This is a genomic window from Tessaracoccus sp. MC1627 (genome assembly GCF_014164725.1).
GTDB lineage: Bacteria > Actinomycetota > Actinomycetes > Propionibacteriales > Propionibacteriaceae > Arachnia.
Window position 1 is genome coordinate 212,545 of sequence record NZ_JACJGA010000007.1, and the last position, 23,380, is coordinate 235,924.

Annotated in this window: 19 protein-coding genes and 3 rRNA genes; 21 read left to right on the forward strand and 1 reads right to left on the reverse strand. The window is 66.0% G+C overall.

The window, feature by feature from the left end:
- The first annotated feature begins 769 nt into the window (after window positions 1-769).
- The 19 genes from H5399_RS14590 to H5399_RS14675 all read left to right on the forward strand — a co-directional run bounded on the left by H5399_RS14590 (window position 770) and on the right by H5399_RS14675 (window position 20,547).
- A 16S ribosomal RNA gene (locus H5399_RS14590) occupies window positions 770-2,287 on the forward strand.
- Window positions 2,288-2,611: 324 nt separating this feature from the next.
- Window positions 2,612-5,702, forward strand: a 23S ribosomal RNA gene (locus H5399_RS14595).
- A 98-nt stretch (window positions 5,703-5,800) separates the two neighbouring features.
- Window positions 5,801-5,917: ribosomal RNA gene (gene rrf / locus H5399_RS14600) — 5S ribosomal RNA — on the forward strand.
- The 16S, 23S and 5S rRNA genes sit together here, the layout of an rRNA operon.
- 163 nt (window positions 5,918-6,080) lie before the next feature.
- Window positions 6,081-7,247, forward strand: a complete 1,167-nt coding sequence (locus H5399_RS14605) for a hypothetical protein (protein ID WP_182783904.1) — start codon at window positions 6,081-6,083, stop codon at window positions 7,245-7,247.
- Window positions 7,232-8,287: a tetratricopeptide repeat protein gene (locus H5399_RS14610; RefSeq protein WP_182783906.1), complete on the forward strand. Its 1,056-nt coding sequence runs from the start codon at window positions 7,232-7,234 to the stop codon at window positions 8,285-8,287. The genes H5399_RS14605 and H5399_RS14610 overlap by 16 nt, the downstream gene beginning before the upstream one ends.
- Window positions 8,287-9,276: an HAD-IIA family hydrolase gene (locus H5399_RS14615; protein WP_182783908.1), complete on the forward strand. Its 990-nt coding sequence runs from the start codon at window positions 8,287-8,289 to the stop codon at window positions 9,274-9,276. The genes H5399_RS14610 and H5399_RS14615 overlap by 1 nt, the downstream gene beginning before the upstream one ends.
- Window positions 9,273-9,488: a hypothetical protein gene (locus tag H5399_RS14620; protein ID WP_182783910.1), complete on the forward strand. Its 216-nt coding sequence runs from the start codon at window positions 9,273-9,275 to the stop codon at window positions 9,486-9,488. The genes H5399_RS14615 and H5399_RS14620 overlap by 4 nt, the downstream gene beginning before the upstream one ends.
- Window positions 9,478-10,194, forward strand: a complete 717-nt coding sequence (locus tag H5399_RS14625) for a TlyA family RNA methyltransferase (RefSeq protein ID WP_182783912.1) — start codon at window positions 9,478-9,480, stop codon at window positions 10,192-10,194. Before H5399_RS14620 ends, H5399_RS14625 begins: the two co-directional genes overlap by 11 nt.
- Window positions 10,195-10,206: 12 nt before the next feature.
- Entirely contained in the window at window positions 10,207-11,100 is an 894-nt protein-coding gene (locus H5399_RS14630) for an NAD kinase (RefSeq protein ID WP_182784034.1), read from the forward strand.
- Window positions 11,076-12,773 (forward strand): DNA repair protein RecN, encoded by a 1,698-nt coding sequence (gene recN, locus H5399_RS14635; protein WP_255422339.1) that lies wholly within the window; start codon window positions 11,076-11,078, stop codon window positions 12,771-12,773. The genes H5399_RS14630 and recN overlap by 25 nt, the downstream gene beginning before the upstream one ends.
- A 79-nt stretch (window positions 12,774-12,852) precedes the next feature.
- Entirely contained in the window at window positions 12,853-14,505 is a 1,653-nt protein-coding gene (locus H5399_RS14640; RefSeq protein WP_370585786.1) for a CTP synthase, read from the forward strand.
- Window positions 14,495-15,115, forward strand: coding sequence for an NUDIX domain-containing protein (locus tag H5399_RS18225; protein WP_255422340.1), 621 nt, complete (start codon window positions 14,495-14,497; stop codon window positions 15,113-15,115). Before H5399_RS14640 ends, H5399_RS18225 begins: the two co-directional genes overlap by 11 nt.
- Window positions 15,112-16,026, forward strand: a complete 915-nt coding sequence (gene xerD, locus H5399_RS14645; protein WP_370585787.1) for a site-specific tyrosine recombinase XerD — start codon at window positions 15,112-15,114, stop codon at window positions 16,024-16,026. The genes H5399_RS18225 and xerD overlap by 4 nt, the downstream gene beginning before the upstream one ends.
- 75 nt (window positions 16,027-16,101) lie before the next feature.
- Complete coding sequence (locus H5399_RS14650; RefSeq protein WP_370585788.1) at window positions 16,102-17,025, forward strand: ParA family protein; 924 nt, start codon at window positions 16,102-16,104, stop codon at window positions 17,023-17,025.
- Window positions 17,022-17,369 (forward strand): hypothetical protein, encoded by a 348-nt coding sequence (locus tag H5399_RS14655; protein ID WP_182784042.1) that lies wholly within the window; start codon window positions 17,022-17,024, stop codon window positions 17,367-17,369. Before H5399_RS14650 ends, H5399_RS14655 begins: the two co-directional genes overlap by 4 nt.
- Window positions 17,366-18,193, forward strand: coding sequence for a ScpA family protein (locus tag H5399_RS14660; RefSeq protein WP_370585789.1), 828 nt, complete (start codon window positions 17,366-17,368; stop codon window positions 18,191-18,193). Before H5399_RS14655 ends, H5399_RS14660 begins: the two co-directional genes overlap by 4 nt.
- Complete coding sequence (gene scpB, locus H5399_RS14665) at window positions 18,190-18,783, forward strand: SMC-Scp complex subunit ScpB (RefSeq protein ID WP_182783916.1); 594 nt, start codon at window positions 18,190-18,192, stop codon at window positions 18,781-18,783. The genes H5399_RS14660 and scpB overlap by 4 nt, the downstream gene beginning before the upstream one ends.
- Window positions 18,776-19,513 (forward strand): pseudouridine synthase, encoded by a 738-nt coding sequence (locus tag H5399_RS14670; protein WP_182783918.1) that lies wholly within the window; start codon window positions 18,776-18,778, stop codon window positions 19,511-19,513. Before scpB ends, H5399_RS14670 begins: the two co-directional genes overlap by 8 nt.
- A 32-nt stretch (window positions 19,514-19,545) precedes the next feature.
- Entirely contained in the window at window positions 19,546-20,547 is a 1,002-nt protein-coding gene (locus H5399_RS14675; RefSeq protein ID WP_182783920.1) for an FKBP-type peptidyl-prolyl cis-trans isomerase, read from the forward strand.
- On the opposite strand, the gene gluQRS is transcribed toward H5399_RS14675, so the two are convergent.
- Complete coding sequence (gene gluQRS / locus H5399_RS14680) at window positions 20,531-21,445, reverse strand: tRNA glutamyl-Q(34) synthetase GluQRS (RefSeq protein WP_182783922.1); 915 nt, start codon at window positions 21,443-21,445, stop codon at window positions 20,531-20,533. The genes H5399_RS14675 and gluQRS overlap by 17 nt on opposite strands.
- Before the next feature lie 68 nt (window positions 21,446-21,513).
- On the opposite strand from gluQRS, the gene H5399_RS14685 reads away from it, so the two are divergent.
- Together H5399_RS14685 and H5399_RS18645 are read left to right on the forward strand one after the other, a co-directional pair.
- A complete protein-coding gene (locus tag H5399_RS14685; RefSeq protein ID WP_182783925.1) occupies window positions 21,514-22,446 on the forward strand; it encodes a YafY family protein in 933 nt (310 codons plus the stop codon).
- Window positions 22,443-23,375 carry a WYL domain-containing protein gene (locus H5399_RS18645; protein ID WP_182783927.1) on the forward strand — a complete coding sequence of 311 codons (933 nt, stop codon included), beginning with the start codon at window positions 22,443-22,445 and terminating at the stop codon, window positions 23,373-23,375. The genes H5399_RS14685 and H5399_RS18645 overlap by 4 nt, the downstream gene beginning before the upstream one ends.
- Window positions 23,376-23,380: the final 5 nt, after the last annotated feature.

A 23,380-nucleotide genomic window follows, 5' to 3' on the forward strand; every position in this document is an offset into this window, starting at 1 on the left:
CTCCCAAAGGCTCACCAGCGTCGAGTTGCACGGCCGCTGCGGGGTGTGTAAGGTTCATCAAGCTTCGACGGTGCACCGGACGATCAGGACGGACCCGAAGCCACCACCCAAACTCACAAGGTCGGGCGAGTGTGTGTTCAACAAGAACCCGCTCAAGGCCCGGGCGGCGAGTGCGGCCCCGAAGAAGTCGATTTGATCGGCCAGAGGGACTCGGGTAGTGTTCCACAGGTTGCTCCGGCAACCGGCAACAACTCAATAGCGGTCGGCCCCAAACCAAGCGGTTTGACAGGGGTGAGCAGAGTGAGTAACGTAGGACAAGCCGCGAAAGCGGAGTTCAAGGCTAAAAGCCCTAGTCAATAGGGATTTCAAGCCACTTGCAAGCAGCTCGAAGCTGTCAGAACGATTTGACAGGCCGAACGCAAGAGAGTAAAGTTGGACGAGCCGCCTAGCGGCAAACAACTAAACTGAGGAACTCGCCGATTTGACAGGCGAAACATTCCAAAGTAAAGTTGATCGAGTTGCCCCAAGCGGAAGTCGAGAGACAGAGGCGCGGGACGCACCCGAAACTTGAGAACTCAACAGCGTGCTTAAAGTCAATGCCAAAAATGCACATTGCAGGGCTTGCCTTGCAATTGCGAACCCGTCACGTGACCTCGGTCACGTACGGATTCCTTTGAATGAATATTGATAGATCCAGCAATGGATCCTGTCAGTTTCAAACCAAAATTAGATTGACGGTTAAACAGGCCTCGGCCTGCACCGATAAATTTCAATGGAGAGTTTGATCCTGGCTCAGGACGAACGCTGGCGGCGTGCTTAACACATGCAAGTCGAACGGTAAGGCCCCTTCGGGGGTACACGAGTGGCGAACGGGTGAGTAACACGTGAGTAACCTGCCCTTGACACTGGGATAACACCTGGAAACAGGTGCTAATACCGGATATGAACTTCCTCGGCATCGGGGAGGTTGTAAAGCTCCGGCGGTCAAGGATGGACTCGCGGCCTATCAGCTTGTTGGTGAGGTAACGGCTCACCAAGGCTTCGACGGGTAGCCGGCCTGAGAGGGCGACCGGCCACATTGGGACTGAGATACGGCCCAAACTCCTACGGGAGGCAGCAGTGGGGAATATTGCACAATGGGCGAAAGCCTGATGCAGCAACGCCGCGTGCGGGATGACGGCCTTCGGGTTGTAAACCGCTTTCAGCAGGGACGAAGCGAAAGTGACGGTACCTGCAGAAGAAGCGCCGGCTAACTACGTGCCAGCAGCCGCGGTGATACGTAGGGCGCAAGCGTTGTCCGGAATTATTGGGCGTAAAGAGCTTGTAGGCGGTTTGTCACGTCGGGAGTGAAAACTCAGGGCTCAACCCTGAGCCTGCTTCCGATACGGGCAGACTTGAGGAAGGTAGGGGAGAATGGAATTCCTGGTGAAGCGGTGGAATGCGTAGATATCAGGAGGAACACCAGTGGCGAAGGCGGTTCTCTGGACCTTTCCTGACGCTGAGAAGCGAAAGCGTGGGGAGCAAACAGGCTTAGATACCCTGGTAGTCCACGCCGTAAACGGTGGGTACTAGGTGTGGGGGACTTCCACGTTCTCCGTGCCGCAGCTAACGCATTAAGTACCCCGCCTGGGGAGTACGGCCGCAAGGCTAAAACTCAAAGGAATTGACGGGGCCCCGCACAAGCGGCGGAGCATGCGGATTAATTCGATGCAACGCGAAGAACCTTACCTGGGTTTGACATATGCCGGAAACATCTAGAGATAGATGCCCCTTTATGGTCGGTTTACAGGTGGTGCATGGCTGTCGTCAGCTCGTGTCGTGAGATGTTGGGTTAAGTCCCGCAACGAGCGCAACCCTCGTCCTATGTTGCCAGCGGATAATGCCGGGGACTCATAGGAGACCGCCGGGGTCAACTCGGAGGAAGGTGGGGATGACGTCAAGTCATCATGCCCCTTATGTCCAGGGCTTCACGCATGCTACAATGGCCGGTACAAAGAGCTGCGAACCTGCAAGGGTAAGCGAATCTCAAAAAGCCGGTCTCAGTTCGGATTGGGGTCTGCAACTCGACCCCATGAAGTCGGAGTCGCTAGTAATCGCAGATCAGCAACGCTGCGGTGAATACGTTCCCGGGGCTTGTACACACCGCCCGTCAAGTCATGAAAGTCGGTAACACCCGAAGCCGGTGGCCTAACCCTTGTGGAGGGAGCCGTCGAAGGTGGGACCGGTAATTAGGACTAAGTCGTAACAAGGTAGCCGTACCGGAAGGTGCGGCTGGATCACCTCCTTTCTAAGGAGCCTCAGACTGAGCGCATAGCGTCTCAGTCCAATGTCTGATTCCGAAGCATTCGTCTTCGGTCAGGCAGGCACCGGAATCGTGGAACATTGACCATTAAGTGAAGTGGAGTCGGTCTGTCAGTACAACCTGAGCAATCAGGAGTGGAAAGTCAGTCAGTCGAAGCGACACCTGAGCACGCTGTTGGGTCCTGAAGGGTCGGTTGCGCAAGCAACCCCTTTCAACGCGGACCAGGTCGAAAGGCATCTATGATGCCGGCCAGCCTGGGCCCGCCCGTATCTTGAGAACTTCACAGTGGACGCGAGCATCTTTGTAGATTAACAAGCTACTAAGTGCGATCGGTGGATGCCTTGGCACCAAGAGCCGAAGAAGGACGTTGTAACCTGCGATAAGCCTCGGGGAGCTGGTAAACGAGCTTTGATCCGAGGATTTCCGAATAGGGAAACCTTGAAATACCGGAGTCATGTCCGGCAACCTCTGCCTGAACACATAGGGCAGTTGGAGGGAACGCGGGGAAGTGAAACATCTCAGTACCCGCAGGAAGAGAAAACAACCGTGATTCCGTGAGTAGTGGCGAGCGAAAGCGGAAGAGGCCAAACCTCAATTGTGTGATAGCTGACAGGCGTTGCAATTGGGGTGTAGTGGGGCCGTTCAGACTGTGCTGTCAAGCAGTCAGAGAGTAAAAAATGATTAACGAAGTCGAAGTGTGCTGCGAAGGCCACAGCAAAGAAGGTAACACTCCTGTAGACGTAAGTTATTCACTCTCGAGCGTAACCCCAAGTAATGCGGAACCCCTGAAATTCCGCATGAATCTGGCGGGACCATCCGCTAAGCCTAAATACTCCTTGGTGACCGATAGCGGACAAGTACCGTGAGGGAAAGGTGAAAAGTACCCCGGGAGGGGAGTGAAATAGTACCTGAAACCGATCGCATACAATCCGTCGGAGCCCGCAAGGGTGACGGCGTGCCTTTTGAAGAATGAGCCTGCGAGTTAGTGGTATGTGGCGAGGTTAACCCGTGTGGGGAAGCCGTAGCGAAAGCAAGTCCTAATAGGGCGATTCAGTCGCATGCTCTAGACCCGAAGCGGAGTGATCTATCCATGGCCAGGGTGAAGCGACGGTAAGACGTCGTGGAGGCCCGAACTCACTTGGGTTGAAAACCGAGGAGATGAGCTGTGGATAGGGGTGAAAGGCCAATCAAACTCCGTGATAGCTGGTTCTCCCCGAAATGCATTTAGGTGCAGCGTCGCATGTTTCTTACCGGAGGTAGAGCACTGAATGGTCTAGGGGGCCCAAAAGCTTACCGAAATCAGTCAAACTCCGAATGCCGGTAAGTGAGAGTGCGGCAGTGAGACTGTGGGGGATAAGCTTCATAGTCGAGAGGGAAACAGCCCAGATCATCAGCTAAGGCCCCTAAGCGATAACTAAGTGGAAAAGGATGTGGAGTTGCGGAGACAACCAGGAGGTTGGCTTGGAAGCAGCCACCCTTGAAAGAGTGCGTAATAGCTCACTGGTCAAGTGATTCTGCGCCGACAATTTAGCGGGGCTCAAGTTATCCGCCGAAGCTATGGCATTCATACGCATGACCGTAAGGTTGTATGGATGGGTAGGGGAGCGTCGTGTGCACAGTGAAGCGGCGGGGTAACCCAGCCGTGGAGAGCACACGAGTGAGAATGCAGGCATGAGTAGCGAATGACGGGTGAGAAACCCGTCCGCCGAATATCCAAGGGTTCCAGGGTCAAGCTAATCTGCCCTGGGTAAGTCGGGACCTAAGGCGAGGCCGACAGGCGTAGTCGATGGACAACGGGTTGATATTCCCGTACCGGCGAAATATCGCCAATGCTGAGGCGAGTAATGCTAAGCACGCAAGGTCAACGGAGGTCTTCGGACCGAGGTTGACTGAGTCTGCGACCCAAACTTGTATTAGGCAAGCTGCGGAGGGACGCAGGAAGGTAGCTCTTCTCGGGTTTGGATATCCCCGGGCTAAGTGCGTAGGGCGAAACGTAGGCAAATCCGCGTTTCATGTGCCTGAGACATGATGGGTCGATTACTTTGGTAATCGTAAGAGTGATCCTATGCTGCCTAGAAAAGCTTCGTGAGCGAGATATTAGCCGCCCGTACCCCAAACCGACACAGGTGGATAGGTAGAGAATACTAAGGCGATCGAGATAACCATGGTGAAGGAACTCGGCAAAATACCCCCGTAACTTCGGAATAAGGGGGACCTGAGACGTATTAGAATTTACTTCGAAAGCGTCGAGGGTCGCAGAGACCAGGCCCAAGCGACTGTTTACTAAAAACACAGGTCCGTGCTAAGTCGTAAGACGATGTATACGGACTGACTCCTGCCCGGTGCTGGAAGGTTAAGGGGAAGGGTTAGCTTCGGCGAAGCCTTGAACTTAAGCCCCAGTAAACGGCGGTGGTAACTATAACCATCCTAAGGTAGCGAAATTCCTTGTCGGGTAAGTTCCGACCTGCACGAATGGAGTAACGACTTGGGCGCTGTCTCCACCATGGACTCGGCGAAATTGCACTACGAGTAAAGATGCTCGTTACGCGCAGCAGGACGGAAAGACCCCGGGACCTTCACTATAGTTTGGTATTGGTGATCGGAGTGACTTGTGTAGGATAGGTGGGAGACTTTGAAGCTTGGACGCCAGTTCAGGTGGAGTCATCGTTGAAATACCACTCTGGTCACTTTGGTTATCTAACCTAGGTCCATTATCTGGATCAGGGATAGTGCCTGATGGGTAGTTTGACTGGGGCGGTCGCCTCCTAAAAGGTAACGGAGGCGCCCAAAGGTTCCCTCAGCCTGGTTGGCAATCAGGTTTCGAGTGTAAGTGCACAAGGGAGCTTGACTGCGAGAGAGACATCTCAAGCAGGGACGAAAGTCGGGACTAGTGATCTTCTGGTGGCACATGGAAGCGCCAGGACTCAACGGATAAAAGGTACCCCGGGGATAACAGGCTGATCTTGCCCGAGCGTCCATAGCGACGGCATGGTTTGGCACCTCGATGTCGGCTCGTCGCATCCTGGGGCTGGAGTCGGTCCCAAGGGTTGGGCTGTTCGCCCATTAAAGCGGCACGCGAGCTGGGTTTAGAACGTCGTGAGACAGTTCGGTCCCTATCCGCTGCGCGCGTAGGAGTCTTGAGAAGAGCTGTCCTTAGTACGAGAGGACCGGGACGGACTAACCTCTGGTGTGCCAGTTGTTCTACCAAGAGCACGGCTGGTTGGCTACGTTGGGAAGTGATAACCGCTGAAAGCATCTAAGCGGGAAGCACGCTTCAAGATGAGGGCTCCCACAGAATAATCTGGTAAGGCCCCCTATAGACCATGGGGTGATAGGTCGGATGTGGAAGTGCAGCAATGCACGGAGCTGACCGATACTAATAGGCCGAGGGCTTGTTCTACAAAGATGCTACGCGTCCACTGTGAGGTTCCCGAGATACGGTCGGGAACCGTCGACAACTGAAACTGTCGCGGATTACCGACACTATTTCAATAGTGTTTCGGTGGCCATAGCGAGAGGGAAACACCCGGTCCCATCCCGAACCCGGAAGTTAAGCCTCTCAGCGCCGATGGTACTGCAAGGGGGACCTTGTGGGAGACTAGGACGCCGCCGGACTTAAAAAACCCCCTGACTTCGGTCAGGGGGTTTTTTGTTTTTCCACACCCAGAGTTCGCCTGGGACTCACGGCCGACTTCTGGCGTCTCATGCTGTGAGCGATTGGGCGGAACTGGCCTTGCCTGAGAAGATGGATGTATGTCTACTGATAACTCTACACCGAGTGACGATCGCCGAGGCGCCGGCGACGGCCGACCACAGCGCGACCACGGAGGTCGCCAGGGAGGGGAGAACCGTGGGGCTCCGCGCCGGGACGACGATCGTGGTGGGTCGCGTCCGGATGGTGAGCGTCGTCAGTGGGACAAGCGCGGCGGATCACGCCCCGAGGGTGAACGTCGCCAGTGGGACAACCGCGGCGGACCCCGTCGCGATGACAACCGTGGCGGATCACGCCCCGAGGGTGAACGTCGCCAGTGGGACAACCGCAGCGACAACCGCGGCGGACCCCGTCGCGATGACAACCGTGGCGGATCACGCCCCGAGGGCGAACGCCGTCAGTGGGACAACCGCAGCGACAACCGCGGCGGACCCCGTCGCGATGACAACCGTGGTGGGTTGCGTCCGGATGGTGAGCGTCGTCAGTGGGACAACCGTGGCGACAGCCGTGGTGGGTCCCGTCCGGATGGTGAGCGTCGTCAGTGGGACAACCGCGGCGACAACCGTGGTGGGTCCCGTCCGGATGGTGAGCGTCGCCAGTGGGACAACCGCAGCGACAACCGCGGCGGACCCCGTCGCGATGACAACCGTGGCGGATCACGCCCCGAGGGCGAACGCCGTCAGTGGGACAACCGCAGCGACAACCGCGGCGGATCACGCCCGGATGGTGAGCGTCGCCAGTGGGACAACCGCAGCGATAACCGTGGCGGGCCTCGTCGCGATGACAACCGTGGTGGGTTGCGTCCGGATGGTGAGCGTCGTCAGTGGGACAACCGTGGCGACAGCCGTGGTGGGTCCCGTCCGGATGGTGAGCGTCGTCAGTGGGACAACCGCGGCGACAACCGTGGTGGGTCCCGTCCGGATGGTGAGCGTCGTCAGTGGGACAACCGTGGCGATAACCGTGGCGGGCCTCGTCGGGATGACAACCGTGGTGGGTTGCGTCCGGATGGTGAGCGTCGTCAGTGGGACAACCGTGGCGACAGCCGTGGTGGGTCCCGTCGGGATGACAACCGTGGTGGATCACGCCCCGAGGGTGGTGACCGCCCGCAGCGGACTCAGCGTGACGGCGAAGAACGCACCTATCGCCCCGGGACAGCACCGAAGATCGACGAACCGGCGACGCCGTCGGGCTTCGTGGAGTCCGAGTTGCCCGTGGGCGTGCGCGCCGAACTGAAGGGTCTGCCCAAGGACCTGGCTGATATCGTCGGAGCCCACATCTGGGCAGCCGGTCAGCTGGTGGACGAGGATCCCGAACTCGCGTTCCGGCACGCTGAGGCCGCGAGGCGCAGAGCGGGCCGGCTCCCGATCGTCCGCGAGGCGGCCGCGGAGACCGCCTACGCTGCCGGTGAATACGCGATCGCGTTGCGTGAATTCAGGGCGATTCGTCGGATGTCCGGGGGCGATCAGCTGATCCCCGTCATCGCCGACTGTGAACGCGCCCTCGGCCGGCCGCGCGATGCCCTCGAGGTCCTGGCCGAGCTCGATCCGAAGACCAAGGACATGTGGCTGAGGATGGAGTGCCTCCTGGTTGAGGCGGGCATCCGCGCCGATCTCGGCCAGCGGGCTGAGGCAATGCGACTTCTGCAGGCCGCGATCAGCCGCAAGGTCGGGCCCCCGTTCGGCCAGGCACGTCTCCGCTACGCCTACGCCAACCTTCTCGAGGAGGAGGGCGATGTGGAGGGAGCCCGGGAGTGGTTCAGCTCTGCGGCGGCCCTCGATCAGGGCGCGGAGCTGGACACCTCGGATCGAATCGCTCAGCTCGACGGTGTGGTCCTGCCAGACTTCACGCCTGACGAGGAGGATGACGACGAGTCCGAGGGTGATGTGGGCGATGAGTCTCGCGACACCGAGGTCGAGCCAGAGGATTCGGAACTCGAGGGCGACGAACCCGAGGCTGACGAGGACGACGAACCCGAGGGTGACGAGGACGACGAACCCGAGGGTGATGTGGGCGATGAGTCTCGCGACACCGAGGTCGAGCCAGAGGATTCGGAACTCGAGGGCGACGAACCCGAACTCCAGGTGGTTGAGCCGGAGCTCGACTTCGAGCCGGAGCCGCAGCTCGACCTGGAGGTCGAGCCGGAGCCCGAGCGTGACGTCGAGGCTGAGGGCGTCGATGATGAGCAGCTCAGCGAGGATGAGCCTTCGGGCGCTGATGAGGACGAGGAGCGGGCCGCCGAAGACGGCGGTGTCGCGGAGGAGGAGCAGGACTGATGCTGGCCTTGGCAGCCGCCTATGACGCGGCGCTGTTCGATCTCGACGGGGTGATCTACCTGGGCCCCTACGCCGTCGAGGGGGTTGCCGAGGCGCTCGACGAGCTCCGCTCACGTGGCACCCGCCTGGGCTTCGTCACCAACAACGCCGCACGCACCCCCGCGACGGTGGCAGAGCACCTGACGGAGCTCGGCATCCACGCGGAGGAGGCCGACGTGGTCAACTCGACGCAGGCGACGCTGCGCATGCTGGAGGCGGACCTCCCCGCCGGATCTCGCGTCCTCGCCGTCGGGACCAACGCCCTCGAGGAACAGTTGAGCGGGGCCGGGTTCACCGTCGTCGGCTCACTCGACGATGACCCGGTCGCCGTCGTGCAGGGGTACAGCCCGACGATCGCCTGGCATCGGCTCGAAGAGGCCGCCCTGGCGGTTCAGCGAGGGGCCGCCTGGTACGCCACCAATCCGGATCTCACCCGCCCGTCGGACCGCGGAATCGTTCCCGGCCTCGGGTCGCAGCTCGCCGTGGTGCGGGTCTGCGTGGACGTGGATCCCAAGATCGCCGGCAAGCCATTTCGTCCACTCCTTGACGAAACCGTCCGGCGCATCGGCGCGGACCGCCCGATCTTCGTCGGGGATCGCACCGACACGGACATTCTCGGCGCCAACACGGTGGCCATGGATTCCCTGTTCGTCTTCACCGGTGCCCACGGCAAGGCAGACCTCGCCGATGCTCGACCCGAGTACCGGCCCACCTACATCGGCTACGACGCCTCCGCCCTGCTGGAGCCTCCGCGCGAGGTGGAGATCATCGGGCAGCGGTTTGTCTGCGGCTACCAGGAAGTCGACCTCATGGACGACCACGGCTACCTCTCGACGAAGCCGGTGACCCGGGACGAGCAGCTCGATGCCCTCTGGGCTGGGCTGCAGGCCAGATGGCGCTACGGCGTCGACATCTCGGCCGTGCTGAACTCCCTCGACACACTCAGGTGAGCGTCCCCACGCCGCGCGCTGCCGCGCCGTCGGACGTGCGCCGCAGCGAGGTGGTCGTCAGCGTCATGGCCGGCCTCGAGGGCGTCGAGGAGCTGCCTGTGGAGGAGCAGACCGCGAGATTGACTGAGGCACAGGCAGTCCTCGCGGGCGTGCTCAACAACGACCCCGGCGTTGGCCAGCCGGGTATCCCCGGCGTGGGCCGTGAGGCTTGATCTAGCGCTCGTCGACCGCCGGCTCGCCCGGTCGCGGACACACGCCTCCCTCCTGATCGCCGATGGGCGCGCCACCGTCAACGGGCGCGTGGTGAGGAAACCGTCCACACCCGTCGGCCCAACCGATGTCCTCACCGCCGACGCCGAGCCGTGGGTCTCCCGCGCGGCCCACAAGCTCATCGGAGCGCTGGACGGAGCGGGGATCTCCGTGCAGGGGCGCGTGCTCGACGCCGGCGCCTCCACGGGCGGCTTCACCCAGGTCTGCCTCGAGCGAGGTGCGTCGCTGGTCTACGCCGTCGACGTGGGCCACGGGCAGCTGGCCCCCGCGCTGCGGGCCGATCCGCGGGTGCGGGTCCACGAAGGACTTAACCTCCGCTCATTGAACCTGGACCACATCGACGGTGTGCCGGTGGACCTCGTCGTCGGCGACGTGTCGTTCATCTCCCTGCGCCTGCTGTTGCCGCAGCTCCTCTCCGTTCTGGCGCCCGATGGGGAGGCGTTACTGCTGGTGAAGCCGCAGTTCGAGGTGGGCCGGGAACTCCTGGGCAGCGGCGGACTGGTCCGCGACGACGACGCGAGGCGCCGCTGCGTCGACGATGTGGTGCTGGCAGCCAACGAGCTGGGGTGGAGCGAGCGCTGGCGTGCCCGCAGCGCCCTCCCAGGGGCGTCCGGAAACGTGGAGTACTTCGTGCATCTCACTCGGTAGGGTGGAGGGGTGATGCAACGAACTGTGGCGGTGCTCGTCCACCCGGAGCGCGATGAGGCCATCGACAAGGCGGCGCAGTTCATCTCAGACCTTCACGCCATGGGCTTCGGGTTCATCGTCTTCCCCAACGACCTCGACCGGCTCCGGGGCAGGGTGCCGAGCGCACGGATCCACCCGCTGGACGGAACCCCAGCAGAGCTGGCCGTCGTCTTCGGAGGTGACGGCACCATCCTGCGAGCGGCCGAGTGGGCGCTGCCGCTCGGCGTGCCGCTGCTCGGCGTGAATCTGGGGCACGTGGGATTCCTGGCCGAGCTGGAGCCCTCAGACATCCACGCACTCCCAGGGGTGGTTGCCCACCGGCTGTACCTGGTGGAGGAGCGGCTTGCCCTGCAGGTGGAGGTGCGCGACGCCGGGGGGGACCTCACCTGGTCCTCGATGGCCGTCAACGAGGTGTCGCTGGAGAAGCTGGCCCGGGAGCGCATGCTCAACGTGCTCGTCAGCATCGACGAGCGACCACTGTCGCGGTGGGGGTGCGACGGCGTGCTTGTGGCAACGCCCACCGGATCCACCGCCTACGCGTTCTCGGCCGGCGGTCCGGTGGTGTGGCCGGACGTCCGGGCCATGCTGGTGGTGCCGCTGGCCGCGCACGCACTCTTCAACCGGCCGATGGTGCTCAGCCCCTCGTCGGTGGTCAAACTCGAACTCCCTGATGACTCCCACACCCTCGGCATGCTGTGGTGCGACGGGCGACGCAGCCACGATCTGGCCCCAGGGCAGTGGGTGAGCGTGCGTTCACACCGTCATCAGGTGCGCATCGCGAGGATCGGAGAGCAGCCGTTCACCACGCGGCTCGTGAAGAAGTTCGCCCTCCCCATCGACGGATGGCGGAAGCGGAGCGATCGCTGATGCTTACCGCGCTGCGGTTGACGGCATTCGGGGTGGTTGACGAGGCCCAGCTGGAGCTCGGCCCCGGGCTGACCGCACTCACCGGCGAGACCGGTGCAGGCAAAACCATGGTCGTGGCCGGGCTCGGGCACCTGTTGGGGGCGCGTGCCGATGCGGGCATCGTGCGCCGCGGCCGCGACCGTGCCGTCGTGGAGGGCCGGTGGGTCCTTCCCCCCTGGATGGTGGAGCGCGTCCGTGAGCTGGGCGGAGACGCGGACGACGGTGAGGTGATCACCCTCCGGCAGGTGTCGGCCACCGGGCGGTCACGGGCCGTGGTGGGGGGCGCCGGCGTCCCGGTCGCCGCGCTCGCGGACCTGATCAGCGACGCCGCCACCATCCACGGCCAGTCAGGGCAGCTACGCCTCTCCTCCCCTGACCGCCAGCGCGACCTGCTCGACGCCCATGCACGTCCCCCTCAGCTGGCGCACTACCGTCTCGCCTACGCCGAGCGCCGCGACGCCGCCTCCGAGCTGCACCTGCTCGAGAACGAGGCGATGGCCCGGGCACGCGAAGCCGACATGCTGCGATTCGGGCTCGGGGAGATCAGGTCCGTCGACCCGCAGCCGGGCGAGGACCGGGCTCTGGCGGCGGAGCAATCGCTCCTCATGGACCTCGACGACCTGCGACGCCTCGGCAGCCTCGCCCAGCAGGACCTCAGCGGCTCCGAGACGGACTACGACGCGCCCAGCGCCGTCGCGCTCCTCGGTGAGGCGCGCAAGGCGCTCGCGCAGCTGGCTGACCGCGACGACCGGGCCGGCGCCCTCGCAGCGCGCGCGGTGGAGCTGGGCATGCTGGCCAACGACCTGGCGGCCGAGGTGGCGGGCTACCTGGACGACCTGGTGGCCGACCCGCTGCGCCTGGAGGCGGTGGGGGCGCGCCGCGCGCAGCTGGCCGGTCTGACCCGCAAGTACGGCGCCACCGTCGAGGAGGTGCTGGAGTGGGCCGACGCGGCGGAGGATCGGCTTGGACAGCTCGTCGGGAGCGACGAGCGAATCACAGAGCTGCGCACCCGCCTGACCCAGCTGGACGCGCAGCTGGCCGCCGATGCCGCCGCCATCTCCGAGGCCCGGCGACGGGCCGCGACCGAGCTGTCCACCCGGGTCCGGGACGAGCTCGCGGCGCTGGCCATGCCGCACGCCGAGCTGCGCTTCGAAGTGGGGGAGGCGCCGCTGGGACCGCACGGGGCGGACCGGATCGAGCTCCTGTTCTCAGCCAATCCGGGCTCCTCGCCCGCGCCGCTGGGCAAGGTGGCCTCTGGCGGTGAGTTGTCGCGGGTCCGCCTGGCGCTGGAGGTGGTGCTCGCCTCGGGCGCGGAGGGCCACACCTTCGTCTTCGACGAGGTGGATGCCGGGGTGGGCGGTGCCGTGGGTCTGGAGATCGGTCGGCGGCTGCAGCGGCTTGCCTTGCGGTCCCAGGTGATCGTCGTCACCCACCTGGCGCAGGTGGCGGCCTTCGCCGACGCACACTTCGTGGTCCACAAGTCCTCGGACGGTCAGGTCACCACCTCAGGGGTCAGGCGGCTCGACGAGGACGAGCGGGCCGCGGAGCTGGCCCGGATGATGGGCGGCCAGGCCTCCTCGGAGAAGGGCGTGGAGCACGCCGCGGAGCTGCTGGAGAGGGCCAGCCACCGGTAACGCCCAAGGTGTTACGTTCTCGTTTCGACCCCCGGCGCGGCTGTACTTCGGCGCCCTCAACCCCATAGGCTGAAGTTCCGTGGAGAACTCGAAGATCACCAAGCATATTTTTGTGACCGGCGGAGTGGTGTCGTCGCTCGGCAAGGGGCTCACGGCCTCCAGCCTCGGCAACCTCCTGGTCGCACGTGGGCTCCGCGTGACGATGCAGAAGCTGGATCCCTACCTCAACGTCGACCCGGGGACCATGAACCCGTTCCAGCACGGCGAGGTGTTCGTCACTGAAGACGGCGCCGAGACGGACCTGGACATCGGCCACTACGAGCGCTTCCTGGACGTCAACCTCACCGGCGATGCCAACGTGACCACCGGCAAGGTCTACTCGACCGTCATCGCGAAGGAGCGGCGCGGCGACTACCTGGGCGACACCGTCCAGGTCATCCCGCACATCACCGGCGAGATCCGCGACCGCATGATGGCCATGGAGGCCGAGGGCGTCGACGTCGTGATCCACGAAATCGGTGGCACCGTCGGCGACATCGAATCGCTGCCCTTCCTGGAGGCCGCCCGGCAGGTCCGTCACGAGATCGGCCGCGGCAACGTGTTCTTCCTGCACGTCTCCCTGGTTCCCTACATCAAGCCCTCGGGGGAGATGAAGACAAAGCCCACCCAGCACTCGGTCGCAGCGCTCCGCCAGGTGGGCATCCAGCCCGATGCCATCGTGTGCCGCTCCGAGTTGGAGATCTCGCAGCCGCTCAAGCGCAAGATCGCCCTCATGTGCGACGTCGACGAGGAGGCGGTGGTCAGCTGCCCTGATGCGCCCAGCATCTATGCCATCCCCAGGGTCATCCACGACGAGGGCCTCGACGCGTATGTGGTCCGCCGCCTTAACCTCAGCTTCCGGGATGTGAAATGGAAGCCGTGGAACAACCTTCTCGAGCGCGTCGAGCATCCCCGGCACGCGCTCACGGTGGCCCTCGTCGGGAAGTACATCGACCTGCCGGACGCGTACCTGTCGGTGTCCGAGGCGCTGCGGGCCGCCGGATTCGCCCACTGGGCCAGCGTGAAGATCCGGTGGGTCGCCTCCGATGAATGCGACTCCCCCGAGGGGGCGGCGAGCCGGCTCTCCGATGTCGACGCCATCTGCGTGCCGGGCGGATTCGGCATCCGCGGCGTGGAGGGGAAGCTGGGTGCGCTCACCTACGCCCGTGAGCACCGCATCCCCACCCTCGGCCTGTGTCTCGGGCTCCAGTGCATGGTGATCGAGGCCGCCCGTAGCCTCGCCGGCATCGGTGACGCGGCCTCCAGCGAGTTCGACCCCCACACCCACCACCCCGTGATCGCCACGATGGCCGAGCAGGTCAGCATCGTCGACGGCGGGGGAGACCTCGGCGGCACCATGCGGCTCGGCTCCTACCCGGCCGTCCTCGTCGAGGGCAGCGTGGTGGCGTCGGCGTACGGCGCGCTGCGGGTGACGGAGCGGCACCGTCACCGCTACGAGGTCAACAACGCCTACCGCGGTCAGCTGGAGGAGGCGGGGCTCGTCATCTCCGGCACCTCCCCGGACGGGCGGCTCGTCGAGTTCGTCGAGCTCCCGAAGGCGGTCCATCCCTACTACGTGGGCACGCAGGCCCACCCCGAACTGAAATCCAGGCCCACCCGGCCACACCCCCTCTTCGTCGGGCTCATCGAGGCCGCCCTCGCCCGACGGGAGTCCAGCGCCGATGCGAACTGACGAGCCGATGAGCTGGCCGGTCCGGTCCCGCACCGTCCTGGGCGAGGGGCGGGTGTCCGCGTTCGTCGACGAACAGGTGACCACGCCGTCGGGCGAGGTGATGGACAGGCAGTACCTCACCCACCCCGGAGCGGTGGCCGTGGTGGCATGGAGGCAGGACAGCGACGACATCGCGGTCCTGCGCCAGTACCGGCACCCGGTACGGATGGAGCTGGTGGAGATCCCCGCCGGGCTCCTCGACCTCGACGGGGAGGAGTGGGTGGTTGCGGCCCAGCGCGAGCTCGCCGAGGAGGCGGAGCTTCAGGCGTCGCGATGGGACGTCCTGGTGGACATGTGCACCACGCCGGGCGCCTGTGAGGAGTCGCTGAGGATCTTCCTCGCCCGCGACCTTGCCCCGGCGGAACGCCCCGTCGGCTTCGTCCTGGAGGGCGAGGAGGCGCACATGACATGGGAGTGGGTGCCGCGCGCCGAGCTGGTCGCCGCGGTGATGGGGGGCCGCTGTCAGAGCCCCACGCTCGTCGCCGGCGTCTTGGCCCTCGAGGTGGCGCGCCTGACCGGATCGGTGGACCGGCTGCGGGCCCCCAGCGCCCCGTGGCCGATCCGGGAGTGAGTAGCATCACCGACGCGGTGGCCGATTACCTCAACCACGCGCGGGTGGAGCGGGGGCTGGCGGCCAACACGATCGCCGCCTATCGCCGCGACCTGACCGGCTACGCCGCCTTCCTGGCGGGGCGTGGCATCGAGGCCATCGGCGAGGTCACCCCCGTCGAGGTGAGCGCCTATGTCCGGGAGCTCAGCGCCGTGCAGGCCAGGTCGTCCGTGGCGAGGCACGTGGCCAGCATCCGCACCCTGCACCAGTTCGCGGCCGACGAGGGGATGGCCGAGACCAACCCCGCCGCCGATATCTCCCCGCCCAAGCTCGAGCAGCGCCTCCCCAAGGCACTCAGCGTCGACGAGGTGACGCGGATCCTCGACGCACCGGACCGGTCGGAGGTGGTCGGACTCCGGGACGCGGCGCTTCTGGAGCTCCTCTACGGCACGGGCGCCCGCGTCTCCGAAGTATGCGGAATGGACGTCGACGAGGCGACGGCCGCCCTCGCTGCCCCGGACGCCGGGCTGCGGCTGCGCGGCAAGGGCAGCAAGGAGCGGGCCGTCCCCCTCGGGTCCTACGCGGCTCAGGCACTTGACGCGTACCTGGTGAGGTCACGGCCGGTCCTCGCGGGTGCGGCGTCACGACACGACCCTGCCCTGCTGCTGAACCAGCAGGGGAAGCGGCTCAGCCGCCAATCCGCGTGGGCCGTCCTTCAGCGCGCGGCCGCGGCAGCCGGGATCGCCGTGGACGTCTCGCCACACTCGCTCAGGCACTCCTTCGCCACCCACCTGCTCGACGGCGGGGCGGACCTGCGCGTGGTGCAGGAGTTGTTGGGCCACGCCTCGGTGGCGACGACCCAGATCTACACCCTGGTCACCATCGAGCACCTCCGCGAGGTACATGCCGCAGCGCATCCGCGGGCCCGCTGACGGTGCGACCCACGTCAGGGATGCAGGGCACGGCATACTAGGCTGAATCGGACACTGAGACGAGGAGGCCGACAGGTGGCTGAAGACGGGCTGTTCGAGGCGCCCACATTCAACGTCCCGGACGCGCCCGGGCCTTCAACGCTGGTGGATTCGGGGACCATGGGACCCACCGGGCGCCCCCTTCCCGTGTTTCCTGAGCCACTGCCGGTGGCGCCGGGACGCAAGCACGCCACCATCGTGTCGATGTGCAACCAGAAGGGCGGCGTGGGGAAGACCACCACCACCATCAACCTGGGCGCGGCGCTGGCGGAGCTCGGCCGCTCGGTGCTCCTGGTGGACTTCGATCCGCAGGGGTCGCTGTCGGTCGGGCTCGGCGTGAACCCCCACACCCTCAATCTGTCGATCTACAACCTGCTGCTCACCCGGGGCATCGACGCGATGGACGTGATCACCCAGACCAGCGTCGAGGGCCTCGATGTGCTCCCCAGCAACATCGACCTGTCTGCGGCCGAGGTGCAGCTCGTCAGCGAGGTGGCCCGCGAGCAGACCCTGCTGCGCGTGCTGTCCAAATTGCGCCCCCACTACGACTTCATCCTGATCGACTGCGCGCCCAGCCTGGGGCTGCTCACCATCAACGCGCTCACGGCCAGCGACTACGTGATCATGCCGCTGGAGTGTGAGTTCTTCGCGCTGCGCGGCATCGCCCTGCTCACCGACACCATCTCCAAGGTGCAGGATCGGCTGAACCCAGACCTCCAGCTGCTCGGCATCCTCGGCACGATGTACGACGCCCGCACGCTGCATGGTCGCGAGGTGCTGGAGCGCGTGGTGCAGGCGTTCGGCGACGAGGTGTTCCACACGGTCATCCGCCGCACCATCAAGTTCCCCGAGACCACCGTCGCGGGAGAGCCCATCACCACCTATGCGACGGCCTCGCCGGGAGCGGAAGCCTACCGCCAACTCGCCCGGGAGGTGCTGCTGCGATGCCAGGACCAGTGAAGCGACGCGCCTCACTGCCCGGAGCATCCGAGCTGTTCCGACCCACCCGCGAGCCAGTGCAGGCGGAGACGCAGCAGAACGCCGCTGCCGAGCCTGAGGCCCGGGACGACGGCGAGGCCACGCCCCGTGCCACTGGACGGGTCCGGCACTCGCAGAAGATCACGGTTTACTTCAGCGATGATGAACTCATCGCCCTGGAGGACGCCAACGGGCAGCTACGCCGCGAGCACGGTATCCGGGTGGACCGGGGGCGGATCGTCAGGCTGGCGGTCTCGCGGGCCATCGCGGACCTGACTGCCAACGGCGGCGACAGCTTCCTGGTGAGCGAGCTCACACAGCAGTGAGCCGCGCCACTGCGATGGAGCGCCACGATGGGGTGGACGGCTTCGAGGTGCACCTGAGGAACTTCGAAGGGCCCTTCGACCTGCTCCTGCACCTGATCTCGCGCCGTGAGCTGGACGTCACCGAGGTGGCGCTGTCACAGGTGACCGACGAGTTCATCTCCCACGTGAAGCTGGGGGGCGCAGTGTGGGACCTGGAGAAGACCAGCGCATTCCTCGTCGTGGCCTCGACGCTGTTGGACCTCAAGGCGGCTCGGCTCCTGCCCGGCGGCGAGGTGACCGACCCGGAGGACTACGCGGCGCTCGAGGCCCGGGACCTCCTGTTCGCCCGGCTCCTGCAGTATCGGGCGTTCAAACAGATCGCGACGTGGCTGGCCGAAACCATGACGGCCGCCGACTCCATCCACTGGCGCCCGGGAGGCCTCGAAGACAAGTTCCGCGGCGTGATGCCCGAGGTTGAGCTGGGCCTCAGCCCCGCCGACGTGGCACGGCTGGCCGCGGCGGCCATGGCGCCCAGGCCAGAGCCCGTGGTGGAGCTGGCCCACCTCCACGGCTCCACGGTGAGCCTGGCCGAGCAGGCCAACCTCCTCGCCGACCGGCTCCGCCGCGACGGTTCCGCCTCGTTCCGGGTGCTCGTCGGCGGCTGCGACCGACTCACCGTCGTGGTCCGCTTCCTGGCGATCCTCGAGCTGTTCCGGGCCCAGCAGGTGTCCCTGGACCAGATGTCACCGCTGGGCGAACTGACCGTCCGGTGGACAGCCGGCGATCAGGCCGCCGTCGAGGTTACCGACGACTACGGCCCACAACCCGAACTGGAGGACGCATGAGTATCGCAGCCGCGCTGGAGGCCATGTTGCTGATGGCCACCGAACCCGTGCCGGCCGACGAACTGGCAGCCGCGCTGGAGGCGCCGTCGGCGGAGGTGCAGGGCGAGTTGGAGGCCATCGCGCGGTTCTACGAGCTGCACGGTCGCGGGATCCAGCTGCGTGCCGTCGCCGGGGGCTGGCGGTTCGCCACCAGGGAGGACCTCTCCGATGTGCTGGAGGCATGGCTGGTCTCGGATCAGCGGGCGCGCCTCACGCAGGCCGCGCTGGAGACGCTGTCGGTCATCGCCTATCTGCAGCCCGTCTCCAGGGGTCGGATCTCGGCTGTGCGGGGCGTCAACGTCGACGGCGTCGTGAAGACGCTGCTCGTGCGCGGCCTCATCCGCGAGTCGGGCGAGGACCACCTGACCGGAGCCATGACCTTCGCTACCACGCCGCTGTTCCTGCAGAAGTTGGGGCTCAACTCGCTGAAAGAACTGCCCGACTTGGCGCCGCTGCTGCCGGACGCCGTAGCCTTGGAGGCTGAGCTTGGTCAGCTGGCCGCCGTTGAGGCCGCCGGGGCCGGGCCTGAGAGCGAGGGCAGCGATGACTGAGGAGACCGAGGGCACGCGGTTGCAGAAGGTGCTGGCGGCGGCGGGAATCGCGTCGCGCCGCGCCAGTGAGATTCTCATCGACGAGGGCCGCGTCGAAGTCAACGGCAAGGTGGTCACCGAACAGGGCCGTCGGGTCAACCCGGAAACAGACCAGATCCGCGTCGACGGCTCCCGGATCCCCCCGCCCCGCAGGCACCTCTACCTCGTCCTGAACAAGCCCAGAGGCGTGGTCTCCACGCTGGAGGACCCCGAAGGTCGCCCCACGCTGAGCGACTACCTGCCGGCCACCAAGGAACGGCTGTTCCACGTGGGCCGCCTCGACACCGACACCGAAGGGCTGATCGTCCTCACCAACGACGGCGACTTCGCGCACCGCCTGGCCCACCCGAGCTACCAGGTCCCCAAGACCTACACGGTGCAGGCCGCGGGCGTGATGGACAACAGGATCATCCGGCGCCTCGAGAAGGGCGTCACCCTCGAGGACGGCCCGGTCCGCCCGGACAAGGTCAAACTCATCTCCCGTGGCCAGGACCGCACCCTCCTGGCCATCACGTTGCACGAGGGCCGCAACCGCATCGTCCGCCGCATGATGGACACCGTCGGCCACCCGGTCGACAGGCTCTCACGCACCGAGATCGGCCCGATTAGGCTCGGCAACCTGCGCCCGGGGGAGACCCGCGACGTCACCCGCGAGGAGCTGGGGGCGCTGCTCGACCTGGTGGGGATGTGAACAGGTTTGGGGCGCTGGGTTAACATTCCGGCGTGACATTCTCCGCCCGCACGCTGCGCCGCGCCGTCCTGGCCACGGCCACGGCGTCCCTGATCGCCCTCACCGCCTGCACCAGCCCGGAGGGCACAGACTCGCCCTCGGCTTCGCCGTCGGTGGCTTCCGCAAGCGCTTCTCCGAGCGCAAGCGCCAGCCCGGCCGTGTCGGTGAGCCCGTCGGCTGATCTCAGCCTGATCGAGGTCAGCGACGGGGACGTCCCGGAGATCACCGTGCCGGCCCCGTGGGGCATCTCCTCCACCCAGTCGCAGGTACTGCGGGAGGGCGGCGCGCAGAAGCTGTCCGCCAGCTCGGTGGTCACGCTGAACTATGTGGGCGTCAACGGCACCACGGGTGAGGTCTTCGACAGCTCCTACGAGCGCGGCGAGGCCGCCACCTTCTCCCTCGAGGGGGTCGTGGCGGGCTTCCAGAAGGGACTCGAGGGACAGGCGGTGGGTTCGCGAGTGCTCATCGCGATGCCCAGCGAGGACGGCTACCCCGACGGCACCCAGGACGGCAGCATCTCCGCCGGTGATTCGATCGTCTTCGTCGTGGACATCCTCTCGGCCAACTTCGACGACGCCACCGGCGAGGCTGTCACCCCGGCCGCTGGTCTGCCCACCGTCACCATGACCGACGGCAAGCCGGAGCTGACAGTGGTGGACGGGGTCGCGGCCCCGGCTGAGCTGACCGTCGCGCCCCTGATCAAGGGTCCCGGGGCGGCCATCACCGAGGCCTCCACCATCCAGGTGCGCTACCGCGCCTGGACCTACGCGGACGGACAGCTCTGGCAGGATGCCTGGCAGCCACAGGAGGGCCCCCTGGCCAATCTGATCCCCGGCTGGACCGAGGGCCTGCTGGGTCAGACCGGCGGCTCCCGCGTCATGCTGGTGGTGCCCCCGGCCATGGCCTACCCGGACGGACTGCCGCAGGCGACGCCCACACTCGCACCCGCTCAGACGCTGGTCTACGTGATCGACATCCTCAACGTGCAGGGCTGAGTGGGCGGAGCATCCCGCCTCCCCACACAGCGGACGAGAAGAAGCGCTGGTCGCCTGGCATGGCGGCCAGCGCTTCCTGCGCCGTGCGGCAGCCGTCCAGCCCCAGCGATGTGCACAGAAGGGCCATCACGTCGGCCGGGGTGTGGTCTCCCAGGTCTGCCAACGACACCGCACCGTCGCGTTTGGCGAGACGGCGGCCCTGCTCGTTGGTCACCAACCCCACGTGCGCGTACCGTGCGGGGCGCGCACCCAGGCGTTCGGTGAGCCAGGCCTGACGTGGCGCGGACGCCAGCAGGTCCTCGCCGCGGGTGATGTGCGTGACGGCAGAGCCGATGTCGTCGACCACCGAGGCGAGGTTGTACGCGAACTGCCCGTCGTTGCGGACCAGGACGAAGTCGTCGACCAGGCCGGTGACAGATCCGGCCGTGGCGTCCTCGACGGTGTAGCTCTCCCCGCGCGAGTCCAGCCGGATGGCAGGCGGGCGGGCTCTCCTTCGCTCGGCCCGCTCAGCGGCGGTGAGCCCCCTGCAGGTGCCGGGATATGGTCGATGGGCCCCGTGCGGCGCCGAGGACGCCTCCGCGATCTCGCGGCGAGTGCAGTAGCACTCGTAGGTGGGCAGCGACGCCACCGCGTCCCGGTACAGGTCCAGGCGCTCCGACTGGCGGAGCACCTCTCCGTCCCAGGTGAGCCCCAGGACACGGAGGTCGGCAAGCTGCCGGGCCTCCACGCCGTCGGCGGCCCGCACCCGCTGTGCGTCGAGGTCCTCGATCCGCATCAGCCATGACCCGCCCGCGTGACGGGCCAGCAGCCATCCAGCCAGAGCTGTGCGCAGGTTGCCGACGTGCAGGTCCGAGGTGGGGCTGGGCGCGTAGCGGTCGACGTGGGGCACGTCGTCCATGCTGCCACCCCTAGGCGGGTTGACGCCTCCGAGACCCCGGTGCAGATAGCCTGGGTGGCGGAGGTGTCATGTCGGCGAGGAAATCCGAGCGGTTGCTGAACCTGCTCATCGCGCTGCTCAGCACCCGCCGTTACCTGACCAAACGCGAGTTGCGTCACATGGTGGAGGGCTACCGCGGCGGGACGGTGGTGGGCTTCGAGCGCCAGTTCGAACGCGACAAGGAGGACCTGCGCGGATTGGGCGTGCCCATCGAGACGGGCTCGAACAACCCCGACTCCGACGAGGAGAGCGGCTACCGGATCATCCGCAGCGAGTTCGAGCTCCCCCCGCTGACGTTCACCCCGGAGGAACTGGCGTCCCTGGGGGTGGCGGGGCAGGTCTGGCAGGACTCCGTCGCCGCGGAGCACACCGCGCAGGCGTTCGAGACTCTCCAGGCCGGCGGGGCGGCCCCGGACCCGGCTCTGGTCCCCACTGTGGCGCCGCGCGTGGCGGTCCGCGACCCCAACTTCGACGAGGTCTACGAGGCGGTCCTCACCCGTACCGAGGTGAGTTTCGGGTACGGCGGGGCGCCGCGGCGGCTCCAACCCTGGAAGCTGATCCAGCGGCGCGGACAGTGGTACGTCTTCGGCTTGGACCCGGATCGGCAGGCTGACCGCTTCTTCAAGCTGGGCCGGATGACGGCCCCGGCCGGCCGCACGGGGAAACCCGGCTCCTTCGTCGTGCCCGACGACGTCGACGACAGGGCGGCCCGCCTCGAACCCACCTTTGAGGTGACCGCGGTGATCGGCCTCCGGAATGACGCCGCGCACGCCTGGCAGGCGATCGAGCCGGTCGAGTGGCCTGCCGAACTGCCGCCGGGTTTCAGCGCCCACCGGATTCGACTGAGCAGTGAGAGCGCCATCGTCGACGAGGTGGCGGCCTCCGGGACAGATGCGATCGTGCTCGCGCCCCCGGACCTGCGCCGCCAGGTCATCGAGCGGCTGAGGAGGATGGCGTCGTGAGGGCCGAGGAGCAGGTTGCGCGGATGCTGCGGATGGTGCCCTACCTGTCCGCCCACCAGGGCGTGGCCGTGGCGGAGGTGGCACGGGTCTTCGGCACGACACCCGCCCAGGTGGTCAGGGACCTGGAGGTGTTGCAGTTCTGCGGGCTGCCGGGGGGCTACTACGACGACCTGTTCGACGTCGACATCGAGGCCGCTCGGGAGGAGGGGCACGTCTACTTCCGCAACGCCGAGGTCCTCCGTCGACCACTGCGCCTCCGGCCCGTCGAGGCAGCGGGCCTGCTTGCCGCGCTGCGCCTCGTGGTGGAGGTGGCGGGGGAATCGGACGCCGCCCGTTCCGCCCTGGCCAAGCTCGAGGCCGCAGTCGGAAGGGAGGGGCAGCGGGTCCAGGTGGCCGTGGCCGCGACCGACCCGGGCCGGCGCTCCGAGTTGGCCGCCGCCATCGCGGCGCGCCGTGCGGTGCGCCTGACCTACCGCACCCCGGGGCGCACCGGGCCATCGGAGGCCGTCGTCGAACCGGCCCGGCTCCACTTCGTCGCAGGCTTCACCTACCTCGACGCGTGGAGCAGGCCCCGCGAAGCCTGGAGGTCCTTCCGGCTGGACCGCATCGAGGGTGTGGACGTGCTCGACGACAAGGCGGACGATCGAGGCGAGCCCCCGTCGGCCTGGTTCGACGACGTGGCGAGGCGGCTGACGATCACGGTGGCCCCGAGCGCCCGCTGGATCACCGAGTACTTTCCGACCACGTCGGTCCAGGAATCGGAGGACGGGATCGAGGTCACCTTCCCCGTGGCATCGACCCAATGGGCGGTCTCGCTGCTCCTGCGCCTCGGCGACAAGGTCCGATCCGTCTCGGACGACGCGATGAGCGCGGCGGCGAGGGCCACGGCCGTTGAGGCCCTTGCCCTCTACCCCGACGCGGTCGGGTAGCATCG

Bases quoted from the DNA above. Each gene is read 5' to 3' on its own strand.
- H5399_RS14615 (WP_182783908.1), top strand. From the start codon at position 8,287: ATGCTGGCCTTGGCAGCCGCCTATGACGCGGCGCTGTTCGATCTCGAC.
- H5399_RS14630 (WP_182784034.1), top strand. From the start codon at position 10,207: ATGCAACGAACTGTGGCGGTGCTCGTCCACCCGGAGCGCGATGAGGCC.
- gluQRS (WP_182783922.1), bottom strand. From the start codon at position 21,445: ATGGACGACGTGCCCCACGTCGACCGCTACGCGCCCAGCCCCACCTCG.
- scpB (WP_182783916.1), top strand. From the start codon at position 18,190: ATGAGTATCGCAGCCGCGCTGGAGGCCATGTTGCTGATGGCCACCGAA.
- H5399_RS14685 (WP_182783925.1), top strand. From the start codon at position 21,514: ATGTCGGCGAGGAAATCCGAGCGGTTGCTGAACCTGCTCATCGCGCTG.
- recN (WP_255422339.1), top strand. From the start codon at position 11,076: ATGGCGGAAGCGGAGCGATCGCTGATGCTTACCGCGCTGCGGTTGACG.
- H5399_RS18225 (WP_255422340.1), top strand. From the start codon at position 14,495: ATGCGAACTGACGAGCCGATGAGCTGGCCGGTCCGGTCCCGCACCGTC.
- H5399_RS14670 (WP_182783918.1), top strand. From the start codon at position 18,776: ATGACTGAGGAGACCGAGGGCACGCGGTTGCAGAAGGTGCTGGCGGCG.